The organism is Scandinavium manionii, assembly GCF_024764775.1.
GTDB lineage: Bacteria > Pseudomonadota > Gammaproteobacteria > Enterobacterales > Enterobacteriaceae > Scandinavium > Scandinavium manionii.
Genome location: NZ_JALIGC010000030.1, coordinates 74,313 through 94,649, shown reverse-complemented (window position 1 = coordinate 94,649; position 20,337 = coordinate 74,313). Strand labels below are relative to the sequence as shown.

Here is a 20,337-nt window from a genome sequence, read left to right as displayed (position 1 = left end):
ACACAACCGACGCTAACTTTCGCGCCGCTTTGTCATTTTAAACGGAAATACGAATCATGCGCATTACTATTTACACTCGAAACGATTGCGTTCAATGCCACGCCACTAAACGTGCGATGGAATCCCGGGGCTTTGAGTTTGAGATGGTGAACATTGACCTCGATCCTGCCGCCGCTGACACCCTGCGCGAACAAGGATTCCGCTCTCTGCCGGTGGTTTTCGCCGGGGAAGAAAGCTGGTCAGGCTTCCGCCCGGACATGATCAACCGCCTGCGCCCTGAGGCGACCGCGGCTCGCGCATGAGCACCCTCGTCTACTTCTCCAGTAGTTCCGAAAATACGCTGCGTTTTATCGAGCGTTTAGGGCTGCCCGCAGTGCGCATTCCGCTTAACGAGCGGGAGCGCATTCAGGTAGACGAGCCGTACATTCTGGTGGTGCCAAGCTACGGCGGTGGCGGTACGGCAGGCGCCGTGCCTCGCCAGGTGATCCGTTTTTTAAATGACCCGCATAATCGCGCGCTGATCCGCGGCGTGATTGCGTCGGGAAACCGAAACTTTGGCGAGGCCTACGCCCGCGCCGGAGACGTGATTGCGCAGAAATGTGACGTGCCTTATCTCTACCGTTTTGAGCTGATGGGCACCCCGCGCGATATCGATAATGTGCGAAAAGGAGTGAGCGAATTTTGGCAACGACAACCGCAGAACGTGTGACCCACAGCACCCCGGACTACCATGCGCTGAACGCGATGCTGAACCTGTACGACAAAGCGGGCCGTATTCAGTTTGAAAAAGATGCCGAGGCGGTGAGCGCTTTCATGGAAAGCCACGTCAGACCGCAAACCCGCACCTTTGCCAATCAGGACACGCGGCTCGACTGGCTGGTTGCCGAAGGGTATTACGATGCTCGCACGCTTGCCCGCTTCGATCGCGCCTTTGTGGTGGACCTGTTCGCGCACGCGCACGCCAGCGGCTTTCGCTTCAAAACATTCCTCGGCGCGTGGAAGTATTACACCAGCTACACCCTGAAATCCTTCGACGGCAAACAGTTTCTCGAACACTTTGAAGACCGGGTGGTGATGGTTGCGCTGAGCCTGGCGCAAGGCGATGAAGCCCTCGCCCGTCAGCTCGTCGATGAAATGCTTTCCGGACGTTTTCAGCCCGCCACTCCGACGTTCCTCAACGGCGGCAAACAGCAGCGCGGCGAACTGGTATCCTGTTTCCTGCTGCGTATTGAAGACAATATGGAGTCGATTGGCCGCGCGGTGAATTCGGCGCTGCAGCTCTCCAAACGCGGCGGCGGCGTGGCATTTTTACTCTCCAACCTGCGAGAGTCCGGGGCGCCGATTAAGCGCATTGAAAATCAGTCCTCCGGCGTGATTCCGGTGATGAAGATGCTGGAAGATGCGTTCTCTTACGCCAATCAGCTAGGGGCGCGTCAGGGCGCCGGTGCGGTTTATCTGCATGCGCATCACCCGGATATCCTGCGTTTTCTGGATACCAAACGCGAAAACGCCGACGAAAAAATTCGCATCAAAACGCTGTCGCTCGGCGTGGTGATCCCGGATGTGACCTTCCAGTTAGCGAAAGAAAACGCGCAGATGGCGCTGTTTTCGCCGTATGACGTGGAGCGCCTGTACGGCAAACCGTTCGGGGATGTCGCCATTAGCGAGATGTACGACGAACTGCTCGCCAACGACCAGGTACGTAAAACGTACATTAACGCCCGTGATTTCTTCCAGACACTGGCCGAAATTCAGTTCGAATCCGGCTATCCGTACATCATGTACGAAGATACCGTGAACCGCGCCAACCCGATTGCCGGGCGCATCAACATGAGCAACCTGTGCTCTGAAATCTTGCAGGTTAACAGCGCCTCGAGCTTCGATGAAAATCTGGATTACGCCCATACCGGGCATGATATCTCCTGCAACTTAGGCTCGCTGAACATCGCGCTGGCGATGGATTCCGCTGACTTCGGCCTGACGGTGGAAACGGCAATCCGCGGCCTGACGGCGGTGTCGGACATGAGCCACATTCGCTCGGTGCCGTCAGTCGAAGCCGGAAATGCCGCGTCGCACGCTATTGGTCTCGGGCAGATGAACCTGCACGGTTATCTGGCGCGGGAAGGCATTGCTTACGGCAGCCCGGAAGGACTGGATTTCACCAACCTCTATTTCTACACCGTGACGTGGCACGCGCTGCATACCTCGATGAAACTGGCGCGTGAGCGCAACCAGCGTTTTGCCGGATTTGCCGATTCGCGCTACGCCAGCGGAGCGTATTTCCGCCAGTATCTTGAGAATGACTGGCAGCCGAAAACCGAGAAAGTCCGTACGCTGTTTGCAAAGGCGGGCATCACCCTGCCCACGCGTGAGATGTGGCAACAGCTGCGTGAAGACGTGATGCAGCACGGGATTTATAACCAGAATCTACAGGCCGTGCCGCCGACCGGGTCGATTTCCTATATCAATCACGCGACGTCGAGCATTCACCCGATCGTGTCCAAAATTGAAATTCGCAAGGAAGGCAAAACCGGCCGCGTTTACTATCCCGCGCCGTTTATGACTAACGACAACCTGGCGCTGTATCAGGACGCTTACGAAATCGGGCCGGAGAAAATCATCGATACCTACGCCGAAGCGACGAAACACGTCGATCAGGGGCTGTCGCTGACGCTGTTCTTCCCCGATACCGCTACAACGCGCGACATCAATAAAGCGCAGATTTACGCCTGGAAGAAAGGCATCAAGACGCTGTATTACATTCGCCTGCGCCAGCTCGCGCTGGAAGGCACTGAAATTGAAGGCTGCGTGTCGTGCGCGCTGTAAGGAGAAAAGGATGAACCGTTTATCACGCGTCAGCGCCGTTAACTGGAACAAGATTGAGGACGATAAGGACCTGGAGGTCTGGAGCCGTTTGACCAGCAACTTCTGGCTGCCGGAAAAAGTACCACTGTCGAACGACATTCCGGCGTGGCAGTCGCTGAGTCACGCCGAGCAGCAGCTGACCATCCGCGTATTCACTGGACTGACGCTGCTCGACACCATTCAGAATACCGTTGGCGCGCCGTCGCTGATGCCGGATGCGCTGACGCCACACGAAGAAGCGGTGATGTCGAATATCAGCTTTATGGAAGCCGTCCATGCCCGCTCGTACAGCTCGATTTTCTCCACGCTGTGCCAGACCAAAGACGTGGACGCGGCCTACGCCTGGAGCGAAGAAAACGCGCCGCTGCAGCGCAAAGCACAGCTGATGCTGGAACACTACGCCGCCGATGCGCCGCTGAAGAAAAAAATTGCCAGCGTTTTTCTGGAATCCTTCCTGTTCTATTCCGGCTTCTGGCTACCGATGTATTTCTCCAGCCGTGGCAAGCTGACCAATACCGCAGATCTTATTCGTTTGATTATTCGAGACGAAGCGGTTCACGGATATTACATCGGATATAAATTCCAGAAAGGCCTGGAAAAAGTCAGCGCCGAAGAGCAGCAGGCGCTGAAAGATTTCGCCCTTGAACTGCTGTTGGATTTGTACGACAACGAACTCGCCTATACCGACGCGTTGTACGCTGGCACCGGTTGGGAAGACGATGTAAAAGCGTTCCTTTGCTACAACGCCAACAAGGCGCTGATGAATCTGGGCTATGAAGCGCTGTTCCCGGCGGAAATGGCAGACGTGAACCCGGCGATCCTGGCCGCGCTGTCGCCGAACGCCGACGAAAACCATGACTTCTTCTCCGGTTCTGGCTCTTCCTATGTGATGGGGAAAGCGGTCGAAACCGAGGACGAAGACTGGAATTTCTAATCCTCTTCATATTTCAAGTTGCAGGTGCGTTGGCTGCATGCGTGCCCCCCTGTCACTTACTTTAGTAAGCTCCAGGGGATTTGCGCATTGGCCGCCCGCCTGCAACTCGAACTATTTAGAGGATTAAGCCATATTTATAATGCAGTTATTTATAATCCTATCATTTCACCCCCAATTTCCCTCGCAGTAACAAAAAATATCAGCAAATTTCATGGGTGCTCAGCCCTTATATCATGGGGGCATCGCGCCTGTTGGCGCCGGAAATGCCCGCGTCATTAGGACATTGAGGGTTGTCTCAGATTCTGAGTATGTTAGGGTAGATCCGGTCAATTATTTTCATCAGGTAGCATATCGACATAATTAAATAACAGGAATCAGTTTATTGCATGGCAATTAAATTAGAAGTTAAGAATCTTTATAAAATATTTGGCGAGCATCCGCAACGCGCATTCAAATATATTGAAAAAGGTCATTCGAAAGAACAAATTCTTGAGAAGACCGGGTTGTCACTTGGCGTTATGGACGCCAGTCTGGCCATTGAAGAAGGCGAGATTTTTGTCATCATGGGGTTATCCGGCTCCGGTAAATCCACCATGGTACGCCTTCTCAATCGCCTGATTGAACCCACCCGCGGTCAGGTTCTCATCGACGGTATTGATATTGCGAAAATATCCGATGCTGAGCTCCGTGAGGTGCGCAGAAAGAAAATTGCGATGGTCTTCCAGTCATTTGCGCTTATGCCGCATATGAACGTCCTGGATAATACGGCCTTCGGAATGGAATTAGCGGGCGTGCCACCGCAAGAGCGTCATGAAAAAGCCCTGGACGCGCTTCGTCAGGTGGGTCTCGAAAATTATGCTCACGGTTATCCGGATGAATTATCCGGGGGGATGCGCCAGCGCGTGGGTCTCGCCCGTGCATTAGCCATTAACCCTGACATCTTATTAATGGATGAAGCGTTCTCCGCGCTCGACCCTTTAATTCGTACCGAAATGCAGGACGAGCTGGTGAAATTACAGGCCCGTCATCAGCGCACCGTTGTCTTTATTTCCCACGATCTCGACGAAGCCATGCGCATCGGCGACCGTATTGCCATTATGCAAAACGGCCGAGTGGTACAGGTCGGTACACCGGATGAAATTCTGAATAATCCGGCCAATGACTATGTGCGCACCTTCTTCCGTGGCGTGGATATCAGCCAGGTGTTTAGCGCCAAAGACATTGCGCGCCGTAACCCAAAAGGGCTGCTGCGTAAAACGCCGGGCTTTGGCCCACGCTCTGCGATTAAGCTGTTGCAAGATGAAGACCGCGAATATGGCTATGTCGTTGAACGCGGTAATAAATTTGTCGGTATTGTTTCCATTGATTCTCTGAAGGCCGCGCTGGCCGAGGGCCTGGGCATAGACGCTGCGCTGCTGGATGCGCCACTGCCTCTTGACGCTCAGACCGCGCTTAGCGAGTTGCTCTCTCACGTTGGTCAGGCACCGTGCGCGGTACCGGTCATCGACGAAGAACAACAGTACGTGGGCATCATCTCCAAGAGCATGCTGCTACAGGCTTTAGATCGCGAGGGAACAAACAATGGCTGATCAATCGAATCCGTGGGCAACCACACCGGCGGCCGATAGCGCCGCACAATCAGGCGCTGCGCCATCTGCCGACGCCTGGGGCACGCCTGCTTCTACTCCGCCTGCAAATGGCGGCGGCGCAGACTGGCTGCATAGCGCGCCTGCGCCAAAAGCAGAACACTTCGATATTCTGGACCCGTTCCATAAGACACTGATCCCACTCGATAGCTGGGTAACCAGCGGGATTGACTGGATAGTGGTGCATTTCCGTCCCGTGTTCCAGGGCATTCGTGTACCCGTGGATTACATTCTGGGTGGCTTCCAGCAGCTGTTGCTGGGTATGCCCGCGCCGGTGGCAATTGCGGTCTTTGCCCTGATTGCCTGGCAGATTGGCGGCGCCGGAATGGGTATCGCCTCACTGATTTCACTGATTTTGATTGGTGCAATTGGCGCGTGGTCTCAGGCGATGGTGACCCTCGCGCTGGTACTGACCGCCCTGTTGTTCTGCATCGTTATCGGCCTGCCGCTTGGCATTTGGCTGGCGCGTAGTCCGCGTGCGTCGAAGATAATCCGGCCGCTGCTCGATGCGATGCAGACGACACCCGCGTTCGTGTATCTGGTGCCTATCGTGATGCTGTTCGGTATCGGTAACGTGCCGGGCGTGGTGGTGACCATCATCTTTGCCCTGCCGCCGATTGTGCGTCTGACTATCCTCGGGATTAACCAGGTGCCAGCCGATCTTATCGAAGCGTCGCGCTCGTTTGGTGCCAGCCCGCGCCAGATGCTGTTCAAAGTGCAGCTGCCGCTGGCGATGCCGACCATTATGGCTGGTGTGAACCAGACCCTGATGCTAGCGCTGTCGATGGTGGTTATCGCCTCGATGATTGCCGTAGGTGGTCTGGGACAAATGGTTCTGCGCGGTATCGGCCGACTCGATATGGGTCTGGCGACCGTCGGCGGGGTGGGGATCGTTATCCTCGCGATTATTCTCGACCGTCTGACTCAGGCTGCTGGCCGTGATTCCCGTAGTCGCGGCAACCGTCGCTGGTACACCACTGGCCCAGTAGGCCTGGTGACTCGCTTCTTCATCAAGTAATTCTGCATTTCCCGGCAGCCCTGCCTGCCGGGTCCACTCCCTGATACTTATAAAGGAACAACAATGCGAAATAGCGTAATTTTTGCCACTGCGTTTGCCACCCTTGTCTCCGGTAGCGCGTTTGCCGCTGACCTGCCAGGCAAAGGCATTACCGTTCAGCCGGTACAGAGCACCATTTCCGAAGAGACCTTCCAGACCCTGCTGGTTAGCCGTGCGCTGGAGAAACTGGGTTACACCGTCAGCAAACCGAGCGAAGTGGATTACAACGTCGGCTATACCTCGATTGCCTCCGGAGATGCGACCTTTACCGCCGTGAACTGGAAACCGCTGCATGACGATATGTATACCGCAGCCGGTGGCGATAAGAAGTTTTATCGTGAAGGTGTGTACGTGACCGGTGCCGCGCAGGGTTATCTGATGGATAAGAAAACCGCTGAGAAGTACCACATCACCAAAATCGATCAGCTGAAAGATCCGAAGCTTGCCAAAATCTTCGATACTAACGGCGACGGTAAAGCAGACCTGACCGGTTGTACGCCGGGCTGGGGTTGTGAAGCGGTAATTAATCATCAGATTGACGCGTACGGCCTGAGCAATACCGTGGTGCATAACCAGGGTAACTACGCGGCCATGATGGCCGATACGATTACACGCTTTAAAGAAGGCAAACCGGTGCTGTATTACACCTGGACGCCATACTGGGTGAGCGATGTGCTGAAGCCGGGCAAAGACGTGGTGTGGCTGCAGGTGCCGTTCTCCGCAATGCCGGGCGAGCAGAAAGATATCGACACCAAGCTGCCGAACGGTGCCAATTATGGTTTCCCGGTGAACACCATGCATATCGTGGCCAACAAAGCCTGGGCCGAGAAAAACCCGGCGGCGGCGAAGCTGTTCGCGCTGATGAAACTGCCTATCTCTGATATCAACGCCGAAAACGCGATGATGCACGAAGGTCATTCGTCAGAAGCCGATATCCAGGGTCATGTGGACGGTTGGATTTCAGCTCACCAGCAGCAGTTTGACGGCTGGGTGAAAGAAGCGATGGCTGCGCAGAAGTAAGCACGTTCTCAGGCCCGGCAGCACTCTGCTTGCCGGGCCTGGATTTCCACTCACCGCACTATCCGACATCCTTCATTTTCCTTCTCCCCGCACTTATTGGTTATCATTGCTTACCTGCAAAATAATCACTTAAAGAACAATGACCAAAAAATCTCATGAGCTTAGCCCGGCGCTGATTGCGCTGATGTCCGTCGCAACCGGCCTTGCTGTGGCCAGTAATTACTATGCCCAACCACTGCTGGACACCATTGCCCGCGCCTTTTCTCTGAGCGCAGGACAAGCCGGTTTTATCGTCACCGCCGCACAACTGGGCTACGCCGCCGGGCTGCTGTTCCTGGTGCCACTGGGCGATATGTTTGAGCGCCGAACCTTAATCGTTAGCATGACGTTACTGGCGGCGGGCGGAATGCTCATTACCGCCTCCAGCCAGTCTCTTGCGATGATGATCCTCGGCACCGCCCTGACCGGCCTGTTTTCGGTGGTGGCGCAAATTCTGGTCCCGCTAGCCGCGACGCTCGCCAGTCCGGATAAACGCGGAAAAGTGGTCGGCACCATCATGAGCGGGTTACTGCTCGGCATTTTGCTGGCGCGAACCGTCGCCGGGCTGCTGGCCAGTCTCGGCGGCTGGCGCACCGTGTATTGGGTGGCGTCGGTATTAATGGTGCTGATGGCATTCGCCCTGTGGCGCGGCTTGCCGAAAGTGAAAACGGAAACGCATCTGAATTACCCGCAGCTGCTGCGTTCCGTATTCAGCTTGTTTAAGCACGATAAACTCCTGCGCACCCGCGCGCTGCTCGGCTGTCTGACCTTCGCTAACTTCAGCATTCTCTGGACCTCGATGGCATTTCTGCTGGCGGGCGCACCATTCCACTTTTCGGAAGGCATGATTGGCCTGTTTGGCCTGGCGGGTGCTGCCGGGGCGCTGGGCGCTCGTCCGGCAGGTGGTCTGGCGGACAAAGGCAAATCACATCTCACCACCACTACCGGGCTGGTGCTGCTTCTGCTCTCCTGGCTGGCTATCTGGTTTGGACACGCCTCGGTGCTGGCGTTGATTGTCGGCATTCTGGTGCTGGACCTCACCGTGCAGGGCGTACACATCACCAACCAGACGGTGATTTACCGCGTGCAGCCAGAAGCACGTAATCGTCTTACCGCAGGCTATATGACCAGCTACTTCATCGGCGGAGCTGCCGGGTCGCTGATTTCGGCATTTGCGTGGCAGCACTGGGGCTGGGCGGGCGTTTGCCTCGCCGGGATGACAATGGCCGCACTGAACCTGCTGGTATGGTGGCGAGGTTTTCACCGACAAGAAGCCGTTGTCTGAAAAGTCTCTACATTCAGGGCCTTATTCCCGCGTTGGGGTTTAAGCACATCCCCTGGTCTGTTAAGGTTATCTACCTGATTAGCCGGGCAACTGTTTCAAGGGTAAATAATTCATCCACGCACTGAAACCTCCCGGACACTGGCGGCGTGTACCTTTGCCGCCGGTCTCAATTTTTTGATTTATTTGCTCCATCGTATGAATTCGTCAGATTAATTCATTTACATTATTTGTCACCGTCGTTACTATATCGGCTGTAATTAATGAGGTTATGCCCAAATGGATAGTTCGTTTACGCCCATTGAACAAATGCTAAAGTTTCGCGCCAGCCGCTATGAAGATTTCCCGTACCAGGAAATCCTTCTGACTCGCCTGTGCATGCACATGCAAGGGAAGTTGCTGGAAAACCGCAATAAGATGCTGAAAGCTCAGGGTATCAACGAGACATTATTTATGGCGTTAATCACGCTGGAGTCTCAGGAAAACCACAGTATTCAGCCGTCAGAACTGAGCTGCGCACTGGGTTCTTCACGTACGAACGCCACCCGTATTGCTGATGAACTGGAAAAACGCGGCTGGATTGAACGCCGTGAAAGCGACAATGACCGTCGCTGCCTGCATCTGCAACTCACCGAGAAAGGACATCAGTTCCTGCGCGAAGTGTTACCGCCGCAGCACAACTGCCTGCACCAGCTCTGGTCTTCTTTAAGCGTCACCGAAAAAGAGAGCCTCGAGCAAATCACCCGAAAACTCCTGACCCGTCTCGACCAGATGGATGAGGATGGCGTGGTCCTGGAAGGGCTTCGCTAAGCGTGTGAATCGCTCAGTTTCCTGATTTCAAAAATAAAACCGACAGGCCAGCAGCGAAATCTGCTGGCCTTTCTGACAAAAGGTCGGCTTAGCCGATGTGAAATAATAAGATCGTGGAGAAAAACATGAGCGCGAATGCGGAGACTCAAACCCCGCAGCAACCGGCCACCAAGAAAGGTAAACGTAAAGGTGCCCTTCTTCTGCTGACCTTGCTCTTTATTGTTATTGCCGTGGCATATGGGATTTATTGGTTTTTAGTACTGCGTCATTATGAAGATACCGATGATGCATACGTGGCAGGGAACCAGGTTCAAATCATGGCACAGGTGTCGGGCAGCGTGACGAAAGTCTGGGCTGATAACACCGACTTCGTGCAAAAAGGCGATGTGCTGGTCACCCTCGACCAGACCGATGCGCAGCAGGCGTTTGAACGTGCACAGACGGGGCTTGCCTCCAGCGTGCGTCAGACCCGCCAGATGATGATCAATAGCAAGCAATTACAGGCCAGCATCGACGTCAAAAAAACAGCACTGGCGCAGGTGCAGACCGACCTTAACCGTCGTATTCCGCTGGGCACCGCGAACCTGATTGGTCGCGAAGAGCTGCAGCACGCCCGTGATGCCGTGGCCAGTGCACAGGCTGAACTGAATGTGACTATTCAGCAGTTTAATGCCAACCAGGCCATGATTCTGGGGACCAAACTGGAAGACCAGCCAGCGGTGAAACAGGCAGCGACCGAAGTACGTAACGCGTGGCTTGCGCTGGAACGTACCAAAATCGTTAGCCCGATGACCGGCTACGTCTCTCGCCGTGCGGTTCAGCCAGGCGCGCAGATTAGCCCAACCACTCCGCTGATGGCGGTGGTTCCGGCAACCAATCTATGGATCGATGCTAACTTTAAAGAAACCCAGCTGGCGCATATGCGTATTGGCCAGCCTGTGACCGTTATCAGCGATATCTACGGCGATGACGTGAAGTACACCGGGAAAGTAGTGGGTCTGGATATGGGGACCGGCAGTGCCTTCTCCTTGCTTCCGGCGCAGAACGCCACCGGAAACTGGATCAAAGTGGTTCAGCGTCTGCCGGTTCGCGTAGAGCTGGACGAAAAACAGCTGGCTCAGCATCCGCTGCGTATTGGGCTGTCTACGCTGGTGAAGGTGGATACCTCCAACCGCGACGGTGAAATGCTGGCGAATCAGACGCGTCACACGCCTGCTTATGAAAGTAATGCACGTGAAATTAGCCTTGATCCTGTGAATAAGCTGATCAACACCATCGTGCAGGCCAACGCCAACTAATTCCGGGGTGAACGTAATGCAACAGCAAAAACCGCTGGAAGGCGCGCAGTTGGTCATTATGACCATTGCGCTGTCTCTGGCGACGTTCATGCAGGTGCTGGACTCGACGATTGCTAACGTGGCGATCCCCACCATTGCTGGTAACCTTGGCTCATCGCTGAGTCAGGGAACGTGGGTTATTACCTCGTTCGGGGTGGCGAACGCCATTTCCATTCCGATTACCGGCTGGCTGGCAAAACGTGTGGGCGAGGTAAAACTGTTTACCTGGTCCACCATCGCCTTCGTTATCGCCTCCTGGGCGTGTGGCGTGTCGAGCAGCCTGACGATGCTGATTTTCTTCCGCGTCATTCAGGGTATCGTTGCCGGTCCGCTGATCCCGCTTTCGCAGAGTCTGCTGTTAAACAACTACCCGCCAGCAAAACGCGCCGTGGCGCTGGCGTTGTGGTCGATGACAGTTATCGTTGCACCGATTTGCGGCCCAATCCTCGGCGGTTATATCAGTGACAACTATCACTGGGGTTGGATCTTCTTCATCAACGTGCCGATTGGTGCGGTGGTGGTGCTGTTAACCCTGCAAAGCCTGCGCGGACGCGAAACCCGAACCGAACATCGCCGCATTGATGCCATTGGCCTGGCGCTTCTGGTGGTCGGGATTGGCAGTCTGCAGGTCATGCTCGATCGCGGGAAAGAGCTCGACTGGTTTAACTCTACCGAAGTCATTGTCCTGACCATCGTCGCGGTGGTGGCGATAAGCTTCTTGATTGTCTGGGAGCTAACGGACGAGAACCCGATAGTCGATCTCTCGCTCTTCAAATCGCGAAACTTTACCATCGGCTGTTTATGTATCAGCCTGGCCTATATGCTCTACTTCGGCGCGATCGTTTTGCTGCCGCAGCTGCTGCAGGAGGTATATGGCTACACGGCCACCTGGGCGGGTCTGGCATCGGCGCCGGTGGGAATATTACCCGTTATTCTGTCGCCGATTATCGGCCGCTTTGCGCATAAGATAGATATGCGCCGGCTGGTGACCTTCAGCTTCATTATGTACGCGGTGTGCTTCTACTGGCGTGCGTATACCTTCGAACCGGGAATGGACTTTGGCGCATCGGCGTGGCCACAGTTTATACAGGGCTTCGCGGTGGCGTGCTTCTTTATGCCACTGACCACCATCACCCTTTCCGGCCTTGGGCCAGAGCGGATGGCGGCGGCATCGAGCCTGTCGAACTTTACCCGTACGCTGGCGGGCTCTATCGGTACGTCAATAACGACCACCATGTGGAGTAACCGTGAAGCGCTACATCACGCACAGCTGACCGAGTCGGTGAATCCTTTTAACCCGAATGCGCAGCAGATGTACGGCCAGCTTCAGGATTTAGGGATGTCGGAGCAGCAGGCCTCCGGCTGGCTGGCACAGCAGATCACCAACCAGGGATTGATCATTTCCGCGAACGAAATCTTCTGGATGTCAGCGGGGATCTTCATCGTACTTCTGGGGCTCATCTGGCTCGCCAGACCGCCGTTTGGCGCAGGTGGTGGTGGCGGTGGTGCGCACTAACGTATCGTGAATAACAGGACCCTCCTTTTACAGAGGGTCTTTTTTTGTCCATTTCTCGCAAGACTCTGTCACATCCGCTAAAGCGCTGCACCCTGCTCTTCCGTCAGGATTAAACCCACGACAAGAGGAGAATCCCATGCTGAACAACCCCGCTGAAAAATATCGCCCCTGGCCCGTTTTATCCTTACCGGACCGCCACTGGCCGGACAACGCGCTGACTCATGCCCCGCGCTGGTTATCAACGGATTTGCGCGACGGGAACCAGGCTCTCGCCGAGCCGATGGACGCCGAACGCAAGTTGCAGTTCTGGGATTTACTGCTGCGCTGCGGCTTTAAAGAAATTGAAGTAGCATTTCCGTCCGCATCGCAAACGGACTTCAATTTTGTCCGCCAGCTGATTGAGGAGAAACGCATTCCGGAAAACGTCACAATCCAGGTCTTAACCCAGGCGCGTGAAGATCTTATCCTGCGCACCTTCGAGTCGCTACGTGGGGCGCACCGGGCGACGGTCCACCTCTATAACGCCACTGCCCCATTGTTTCGCCGTCTGGTATTTGGCATGGAAAAAGCACAAATAGTGGAACTGGCGACACGCTCCACGCGCCTTATTCGTCAGCATTGCGAGGCCCAGCCGGACACCCTTTGGCAATATGAGTATTCGCCGGAAACATTCTGCTTTACCGAGCCTGAGTTCGCGCTGGAAATTTGTGAAGCCGTGGTGGCTGTTTGGGAACCCTCCGCCAGCCGACCGATGATCATCAACCTTCCCGCGACGGTGGAAGTGAATACCCCCAACGTGTATGCCGATCAGATTGAATACTTCTGCCGTCACTTCTCGCGCCGCGATGATGTGTGTATTAGCGTGCATCCGCATAACGATCGTGGAACCGGCGTCGCAAGCGCCGAGCTGGCGGTAATGGCCGGAGCTGACCGCGTGGAAGGATGTCTGTTTGGCAACGGTGAGCGCACGGGCAACGTTTGTCTGGTGACACTGGCGATGAACCTTTACAGCCAGGGCGTTTCGCCGGGGCTGGATTTCAGCGAGATGAAACAGGTCGTTGAGGTAGTAGAGAGCTGTAATCAGCTGCCGGTTCATCCGCGTCATCCGTGGGCCGGAAGCCTGGCTTACACCGCATTCTCCGGCTCGCATCAGGATGCTATCAAGAAAGGCTTTGATGCACGTAAGCCCGACGAACACTGGGAAATGCCCTATCTGCCAGTCGATCCGCAGGATATCGGCTGTAGCTATGAGGCGGTTATCCGCGTGAACAGTCAGTCAGGAAAAAGCGGTAGCGCATGGCTTATCGAGCAGAATCACGGCCTGACGTTGCCGCGGGCGTTGCAGCAGGATTTCAGCCAGCATGTACAGCGTGAAACCGACGCTCACGGCCGGGAAATGACTCACAATGCACTGTGGCGGCTGTTCCGTTCCCGCTACGGCCTGATCACACAGCCGGCCCTGCAGCTGAAAGATTATAAGAGCGAGAGTCAGCACAACGGCGAGCTGTTATTGCAGGCGACGCTGCTGATTAATGGGGAGAGCTGGCACTTGCAGGGTAGAGGCAATGGTCTGCTTTCGGCGGCAGTCAATGGCCTGACGCGTTTGCACAAGCAGACGCTGGTAATTAAGGACTATCACGAACACACGCTGGGAGAACGTAGCGACAGCCGATCGGTGGCCTATATTCGCTGTCTGTCAGCAGATGGCAGCAGCCAGTGGGGTGTCGGCATCGACAGCGATATTTCACGGGCATCACTTCAGGCGCTGCTCAACGCCGTCGGCGCGCGGTCCTAATCGCTATAAAAATACTCGCTGGGTGACGTGCCCATCACCCGGCGAAACATGGCGGTGAATGCGCTATGGCTGCCATACCCGAGGTCGAGAGCCACTCTGAGTACCGATTGCCCCTGGGCCAGCCGCACCAGCGCTTCCATTAATCGGGCGCGCCTAACCCACTCACTCCAGGTCAACGCCGTCTGCTGCTGAAAATGACGGTTAAGAGTGCGCTCACTCATATTGGCCACGCTTGCCGCCCGGCGGCTGTCCCACCCGTCGGCAGGGCTTTGCCGCATCTTCTGACACAGCGCGCGCAGAGCAACGTCCTGCGGCTCCGGTAGGCCAAAAGGTAGCACCTGCATGCCGCGGATCTCATCGAGGATCAACTCATAGATCCTTTCTTCGCGGCTGCCCGGCGCATACTTTTCGGCAAGATTTAGTGAAGCAACGATAAGCTCCCGCAGCAACGGCGAGATCTGCACAATCTGGCAGGTCGCGGGCAGAAACGCGCGGGCCAGCGGATCGATAAACAACGTGCGGGCCGCCACGTGTCCAGTCGTGCGCAGCGCGTGGGGCGTGCCAGCAGGCAGCCAGACGCCGCGCCCCGGCGGCACTACCCAGCATCCTTCCTGCGTATCTACCCGAACAACACCGCTCAGAATATGCAGCAGCTGGGCACAGTCGTGCTGATGCCAGGGTTCACTATCGCCGTGCGCATAGTCATGGGCAAAGGGAACAAGCGGGCGATGGATGAAGGAGAACGTTAGGGTTGTGGTCATTGGCGCAATCGCGGTGGCAGGCCTGAGAGGAAGATAAAAAACCCGGCGCATTAGGCCGGGTATCTAAAGAGAATACTAGATGTGCAGTTCCTGCAGCTTCTCTTTTGGCAGCGCCAGCTCATCATTACTGTTCACACGAACACCGCGGTCAATGATATGACGGGCGATTTCCTGTGCTTCTTCCAGCGAGTGCATGGTGTACGTCCCGCACTGATAGACGTTCAGCTCAGGGATCTGGTTCTGCTCTTTCACCTTCAGCACGTCGGCCATCGCCGCTTTCCATGCTTCGGCTACGCGGGATTCGTCCGGCGTGCCAATCAGGCTCATGTAGAAGCCGGTGCGGCAGCCCATTGGGGAAATGTCGATGATTTCCACGCCGTTGCCGTTGAGATGATCGCGCATGAAGCCCGCGAACAGGTGCTCAAGAGTATGAATGCCGCGCTCTGGCATCACTTCTTTGTTCGGTACGCAGAAGCGCAGATCAAAGACGGTGATTTCATCGCCGTGTGGCGTGTGCATGGATTTCGCTACACGAACAGCAGGGGCTTCCATTCGGGTATGGTCGACAGTGAAGCTATCTAATAACGGCATTTTGTCTCCTCCGAACTCTTCTCATCCCTTGTGCCATAAGGGCTACGCGGAAAATATTACGAAGAGTATTTTTTTTGAAATTAACTGAACTCTTTGTTCGCAGGCGAGTCTTACTCTATGAAAGACGCGCATTTGTTATCATCATCCCTGTATTCAGAGATGAAATTTTGGCCACATTACTGTGGCCTTTTTCTTTTCTGTCAGGCGTGACGCGCGACCAGCTCGGAGAACGGCTCTGTATCCGCCTCTTCAGTCTGACGCTGACGTGCTAACGAAGCTTCACGCTCCGCTTCAAAATCCGCTTCGCTCAAAATCTCCAGCGGTTCTTCACGCAGCATTTTACGATATTCATCGCCCAGCGCTTTGCCGGTGCCACCAATGCCACTCTCAAGCATAGAACGCAAAATACGTGCTGAGAACGTTAATTCCGGATTATCAAAGCTTGCGACCAGCTCGTCACACACCTTCTGATACGCTTCGCCGCCTTCGATGCCGTCCAGCGTCTGCGCCACTCGACGCAAATCAGCAAACAGGTCTTTGCCGACCTGAGCCAGCGGGAACTGTGCTGTTTCACAGCCAATGCCCAGCGTCAGACCCGGTTTACGACCTTCCAGAATCACACGATTCCAGTTAGTGCGAGTACACAACAGCTCATCGCTGCTCATTTCTGGCGCATCTGCCAGCACGCACCAGACCATGAACAGGTCGAGGAAGCGAACCTGCTGCTCGTCCACACCAATTGGCGAGAACGGGTTGATGTCCAGCGAACGCACTTCGATATATTCAATACCGCCACGCAGTAGCGCATCCGACGGCGTTTCACCGCTGCGAGTGACGCGTTTTGGACGAATCGGCGCGTACAGTTCATTCTCAATCTGCAAAATGTTGCTGTTAATCTGCAGATAGTGACCGTCTTTTGCCAGACCAATTTTGGCGTACTCTTCTGACGGCGTTTTGATCGCCCGCTTCAATCCTGCCACATACTCGTGGAGATCGTTAAACGTAATTCCGAGATTACTTTGCGACTTATTGGTATAACCCAGATCGCTCAAACGCAGAGACGTCGCGTACGGCAGGTAATACATGCCGCCCTCGGTTTTCTCAAACGGCAGCGTGGTCGGTTTGCCCTGCAAGAACGATGAGCAAATGGCCGGAGAAGCCCCGAACAGATACGGGATCACCCAACCAAAGCGGTAGTAGTTGCGGATCAGGCGGAAATAGCCAGCAGAGATAGCCTCTGTGCCGTCTTCCTTGCCTTCTATGCCACACTTTGCCTGCCAGAACGCCATCGGCAGCGAGAAGTTGTAATGCACGCCGGAGATGGTCTGCATCAGCGCACCGTAACGGTTTTTCAGCCCTTCACGGTACAGCGTTTTCAGACGACCCACGTTAGAGGTGCCGTACTGTGCCAGCTCGATATCCTGGCCTGGCGCGATATAGCATGGCATGCTCAGTGGCCACATGCGCTCGTCGCCGATATGGCGTGCGGTGTGTCGATGCACGTCACGCAGCAGCGTCAGCATGTGGTCAATGTCGCCATCTACCGGAGTGATAAACTCCAGCAATGCTTCGGCAAAGTCAGTTGTAATCCATTTATGGGTCAGTGCTGAACCCAGTTCTACCGGGTGACCCGTTGTTGCCAATGAGCCATCAGCATTAACGCGCAGCGTTTCGCGCTCAAGACCGCGTTGGATCCCCTGAACTGCCTGAGGATTTTTTTCCAGCCAGGTCAGCGCCTGTGATACGTCCGGGATCAAATTGACCTCCCGCCTGTCGAAATCATTTTATTAAGCATAATTGTAATGGTTGACGATTAAAGGTCACAATCAATCCAATTAGTGCCACCACGTCATACCCTGAAGCGTCGCTGCGGCGATAGCCACATAGCGCAACGCCTTGCCAAGGCATAAGAAAAAAAGCACCGGTCCCCAGGAAAGACGCATCCATCCTGCCAGGACACACAGTAAATCGCCGATAACCGGCATCCAGCTAAGTAATAGTGTGGCCGCGCCATAACGTCTTAGCCAGCCCATCGCTTTCTCCCGCCAACGCGAATTATCACGCTGCGGAAATAAACGCCCAAGAATAACGTTAGTTACCCCTCCAAGGCTATTACCCATTGTTGCTATTAATACGAGTAACCACGGATGGCTGACGCCCGCTATCAGCATGCCTATCAGGACAACTTCTGAATTTCCGGGTAACAGCGTGGCGCTCAGAAAACTACTGGCAAAAAGCGATAACAGTGGGAGCGCGTCACTCACAGCAAACGCACGTCCACAATATCCATACCCGCACTTTTCGCCGCCTGAATACCAAAATCGGCATCCTCAAACACCACGCATTGCTGCGCAGGGACGCCCATCAGTTCTGCACACAGCAAAAACGTATCCGGCGCTGGCTTATGATGAGAGACATGATCGGCAGCAACCACCGCGGTGAAGTACTGGCGCAGGCCCAAATGATTGAGCAACGCTTCCGCCATTGCACTTTCACTGCCGGTGCCAACCGCCATCGGACGGCGGCCGTGCCACTCTTTGACAACGTCAATTAGCGGCAACGGGCGCACGGTATCCAACAGAATCGCTTTCACGGCGTCCGTTTTCTCACGTGCCAACTGATGGGGATCGAGAGTGGCCTGATTCAGCTCAATGACCGCCTGAGCAATGTGCCAGGTCGGTGAACCGTTTAAGGCAGCCATGGCGTGTTCATCAAATCGCATTCCGTATCGCCCGAGAACGTCTCGCCACGCTATAAGATGAGTGGGTTCGGTATCAAGGATGGTGCCATCCATGTCGAAAATCAGCCCTGCATAGCGCTCGTACATCATGTTCTCACTCACCGGATATCGAAACGTTACTTTAACGTAAAACGTCACTGTTTGTCGCTGCCCGCTGAAGACAACAAAGGCACCTGACGGTGCCTTTTATCCGTATTTTCAGACGTTACTTGACCTGCATGTCATTCTCAACAATGCGAACACCGGTCACGTTGCGGGTTATCTCCACCGCACGGTTGGCAACCTTCTGCGATGAGACGAATCCACTCAGCTGAACGCGCCCTTTAAAGGTCACTACGCTGATTTCTGAGGATTTAACGTCTTTATCGTTGAACAGTGCGGATTTCACTTTGGTGGTCACCACGGTGTCATCGATATAGCCGCCAGTGCTTTCCTTCGTGGAAGAACCTGCACACCCGGCCAGGGACACGCTAACGATAAGAGCTGCACAACATGCAGAGACAGCTTTGAACCATTTCATGGATTTCTCTCCTTGCTACCTTAAAACAGATTAATCACAGATATAAATTAGCCTGAAAGAGGAAAGATGCCAATAGTAAACAAACGGTTAAAGAATTGTCTGGAAAGTTCATGACAAAGTGATATGCGAGAGAACAAAGAGAATGTGTAACAAATGTGAGTATTTAATGCTGGGGGAGGGATTCAAAAAGAATGGTGCATCTGGGAGGATTACTCGCCGAAGGCTCGCCCTTTCGGGCCGTTGCTAAAGCAACGTTATCCTCTCTGGTGCCCGCTGAGAAAGTAACTTTCTCAGGAGTACTATCATCGCTGATAGCCAAGAGAATATGGTGCATCCGGGAGGATTCGAACCTCCGACCGCTCGGTTCGTAGCCGAGTACTCTATCCAGCTGAGCTACGGATGCATCGGAATTACTAAGGTACTGCTGACTCAATGTCACTCATCATGCCACAACACTGATGAAGATGGTGCATCCGGGAGGATTACTCGCCGAAGGCTCGCCCTTCTGGGCCGTTACTAAAGCAACGTTATTTTCCCTGCACCACTGAGAATGAGAGTTTCTCTGGCATACCGTCATCACTGACGGTCAGGAAAATATGGTGCATCCGGGAGGATTCGAACCTCCGACCGCTCGGTTCGTAGCCGAGTACTCTATCCAGCTGAGCTACGGATGCAAATGGCGGTGAGGCGGGGATTCGAACCCCGGATGCAGCTTTTGACCGCATACTCCCTTAGCAGGGGAGCGCCTTCAGCCTCTCGGCCACCTCACCATACGCCTCTTACGAGTGCTTCGAATAACTCGTTAGAGCTCATCGTCGCTGCGTGGCGCACATATTACTTTCTGGGACTTATAAGTCAAACAATTTTTCCAGACCTTTTATTGTTTGCACACTTCCCGTTCAATTAGCCTGCAAAAACGGCAAAAAGAGCGATTAATCAACACAAAGAGTCAGCGATAACCCGATGAATATCAGACGGGCAGCAAGGGCTTTCAGCAAAAAACAGGTGATGGATTCAGGGCAAAAACGAAAAACGAAGCGGAAAAACGGAGAAAGCGAGAGGTTGCGTCTCACCGGGCAGTGAGACGCGGGAATATTAGTAACTGGACTGCTGTGATTTTTCAGCCTGGATACGCTGGTAGATCTCTTCACGATGGACAGAGACTTCTTTAGGGGCGTTTACGCCGATGCGTACCTGGTTGCCCTTCACCCCTAAAACTGTCACGGTGACCTCATCTCCAATCATGAGGGTTTCACCAACTCGACGAGTCAGAATCAGCATTCTTTGCTCCTTGAAAGATTAAAAGAGTCGGGTCTCTTGTATCCCGGCATTATCCATCACATAACGCCAAAAAGTAAGCGATGACAAACACGTAAACGTGTAAGCAGTCACGGCATTACATTCTGTTAAACGTAAGTTTAGCC

19 protein-coding genes and 3 tRNA genes are annotated in these 20,337 nt (G+C 54.5%); 12 read left to right on the top strand and 10 right to left on the bottom strand.

The genetic code is table 11. From position 1 onward, the window contains the following. The first annotated feature begins 56 nt into the window (after positions 1–56). From nrdH to leuA, 12 genes are all read left to right on the top strand, one after another. A complete protein-coding gene (nrdH, locus tag MUU51_RS02355) occupies positions 57–302 on the top strand; it encodes a glutaredoxin-like protein NrdH (protein WP_159775710.1) in 246 nt (81 codons plus the stop codon). Continuing rightward, entirely contained in the window at positions 299–709 is a 411-nt protein-coding gene (gene nrdI, locus MUU51_RS02350; RefSeq protein WP_125352032.1) for a class Ib ribonucleoside-diphosphate reductase assembly flavoprotein NrdI, read from the top strand. The genes nrdH and nrdI overlap by 4 nt, the downstream gene beginning before the upstream one ends. Next, positions 682–2,826 (top strand): class 1b ribonucleoside-diphosphate reductase subunit alpha, encoded by a 2,145-nt coding sequence (gene nrdE, locus MUU51_RS02345; RefSeq protein ID WP_258967007.1) that lies wholly within the window; start codon positions 682–684, stop codon positions 2,824–2,826. Before nrdI ends, nrdE begins: the two co-directional genes overlap by 28 nt. Positions 2,827–2,836: 10 nt before the next feature. Continuing rightward, positions 2,837–3,799, top strand: a complete 963-nt coding sequence (gene nrdF, locus MUU51_RS02340) for a class 1b ribonucleoside-diphosphate reductase subunit beta (RefSeq protein ID WP_258967006.1) — start codon at positions 2,837–2,839, stop codon at positions 3,797–3,799. Positions 3,800–4,185: 386 nt separating this feature from the next. Then, positions 4,186–5,388, top strand: a complete 1,203-nt coding sequence (gene proV / locus MUU51_RS02335; protein WP_159775718.1) for a glycine betaine/L-proline ABC transporter ATP-binding protein ProV — start codon at positions 4,186–4,188, stop codon at positions 5,386–5,388. Then, positions 5,381–6,463, top strand: a complete 1,083-nt coding sequence (gene proW / locus MUU51_RS02330; RefSeq protein WP_159775720.1) for a glycine betaine/L-proline ABC transporter permease ProW — start codon at positions 5,381–5,383, stop codon at positions 6,461–6,463. Before proV ends, proW begins: the two co-directional genes overlap by 8 nt. A gap of 63 nt (positions 6,464–6,526) precedes the next feature. Further along, the gene (gene proX, locus MUU51_RS02325) at positions 6,527–7,522 is read left to right on the top strand and encodes a glycine betaine/L-proline ABC transporter substrate-binding protein ProX (RefSeq protein ID WP_159775722.1); all 996 of its coding nucleotides are present in this window, start codon (positions 6,527–6,529) and stop codon (positions 7,520–7,522) included. A 139-nt stretch (positions 7,523–7,661) separates the two neighbouring features. After that, positions 7,662–8,846 (top strand): MFS transporter, encoded by a 1,185-nt coding sequence (locus MUU51_RS02320; protein ID WP_159775724.1) that lies wholly within the window; start codon positions 7,662–7,664, stop codon positions 8,844–8,846. A gap of 276 nt (positions 8,847–9,122) precedes the next feature. Beyond that, positions 9,123–9,653: a transcriptional repressor MprA gene (gene mprA / locus MUU51_RS02315; RefSeq protein WP_110511362.1), complete on the top strand. Its 531-nt coding sequence runs from the start codon at positions 9,123–9,125 to the stop codon at positions 9,651–9,653. Positions 9,654–9,778: 125 nt separating this feature from the next. Further along, positions 9,779–10,951 carry a multidrug efflux MFS transporter periplasmic adaptor subunit EmrA gene (gene emrA / locus MUU51_RS02310; protein WP_159775726.1) on the top strand — a complete coding sequence of 391 codons (1,173 nt, stop codon included), beginning with the start codon at positions 9,779–9,781 and terminating at the stop codon, positions 10,949–10,951. A gap of 16 nt (positions 10,952–10,967) precedes the next feature. Next, the gene (gene emrB / locus MUU51_RS02305) at positions 10,968–12,506 is read left to right on the top strand and encodes a multidrug efflux MFS transporter permease subunit EmrB (RefSeq protein WP_159775728.1); all 1,539 of its coding nucleotides are present in this window, start codon (positions 10,968–10,970) and stop codon (positions 12,504–12,506) included. A gap of 136 nt (positions 12,507–12,642) precedes the next feature. Beyond that, a complete protein-coding gene (gene leuA / locus MUU51_RS02300) occupies positions 12,643–14,301 on the top strand; it encodes a 2-isopropylmalate synthase (RefSeq protein WP_258967005.1) in 1,659 nt (552 codons plus the stop codon). On the opposite strand, the gene MUU51_RS02295 is transcribed toward leuA, so the two are convergent. The 10 genes from MUU51_RS02295 to csrA form a co-directional block, all read right to left on the bottom strand. Beyond that, the gene (locus tag MUU51_RS02295) at positions 14,298–15,062 is read right to left on the bottom strand and encodes an AraC family transcriptional regulator (RefSeq protein WP_159775731.1); all 765 of its coding nucleotides are present in this window, start codon (positions 15,060–15,062) and stop codon (positions 14,298–14,300) included. The two genes, leuA and MUU51_RS02295, sit on opposite strands and share 4 nt — an antisense overlap. A 75-nt stretch (positions 15,063–15,137) precedes the next feature. Beyond that, a complete protein-coding gene (luxS, locus tag MUU51_RS02290) occupies positions 15,138–15,653 on the bottom strand; it encodes an S-ribosylhomocysteine lyase (protein WP_110511367.1) in 516 nt (171 codons plus the stop codon). 200 nt (positions 15,654–15,853) lie between these two features. Further along, complete coding sequence (gshA, locus tag MUU51_RS02285) at positions 15,854–17,410, bottom strand: glutamate--cysteine ligase (RefSeq protein WP_159775733.1); 1,557 nt, start codon at positions 17,408–17,410, stop codon at positions 15,854–15,856. 78 nt (positions 17,411–17,488) lie between these two features. Next, positions 17,489–17,917 carry a YqaA family protein gene (locus MUU51_RS02280; protein ID WP_133461156.1) on the bottom strand — a complete coding sequence of 143 codons (429 nt, stop codon included), beginning with the start codon at positions 17,915–17,917 and terminating at the stop codon, positions 17,489–17,491. Continuing rightward, a complete protein-coding gene (yqaB, locus tag MUU51_RS02275; RefSeq protein WP_258967027.1) occupies positions 17,914–18,480 on the bottom strand; it encodes a fructose-1-phosphate/6-phosphogluconate phosphatase in 567 nt (188 codons plus the stop codon). Before yqaB ends, MUU51_RS02280 begins: the two co-directional genes overlap by 4 nt. A gap of 118 nt (positions 18,481–18,598) precedes the next feature. Further along, complete coding sequence (locus tag MUU51_RS02270; protein WP_159775735.1) at positions 18,599–18,913, bottom strand: BON domain-containing protein; 315 nt, start codon at positions 18,911–18,913, stop codon at positions 18,599–18,601. A gap of 326 nt (positions 18,914–19,239) precedes the next feature. Further along, positions 19,240–19,316: transfer RNA gene (locus tag MUU51_RS02265), tRNA-Arg, on the bottom strand. 194 nt (positions 19,317–19,510) lie between these two features. Beyond that, positions 19,511–19,587 (bottom strand) — tRNA-Arg (locus tag MUU51_RS02260). A gap of 3 nt (positions 19,588–19,590) precedes the next feature. Continuing rightward, positions 19,591–19,683: transfer RNA gene (locus MUU51_RS02255), tRNA-Ser, on the bottom strand. A 325-nt stretch (positions 19,684–20,008) separates the two neighbouring features. Beyond that, positions 20,009–20,194 carry a carbon storage regulator CsrA gene (gene csrA, locus MUU51_RS02250; protein WP_000906486.1) on the bottom strand — a complete coding sequence of 62 codons (186 nt, stop codon included), beginning with the start codon at positions 20,192–20,194 and terminating at the stop codon, positions 20,009–20,011. Positions 20,195–20,337: the final 143 nt, after the last annotated feature.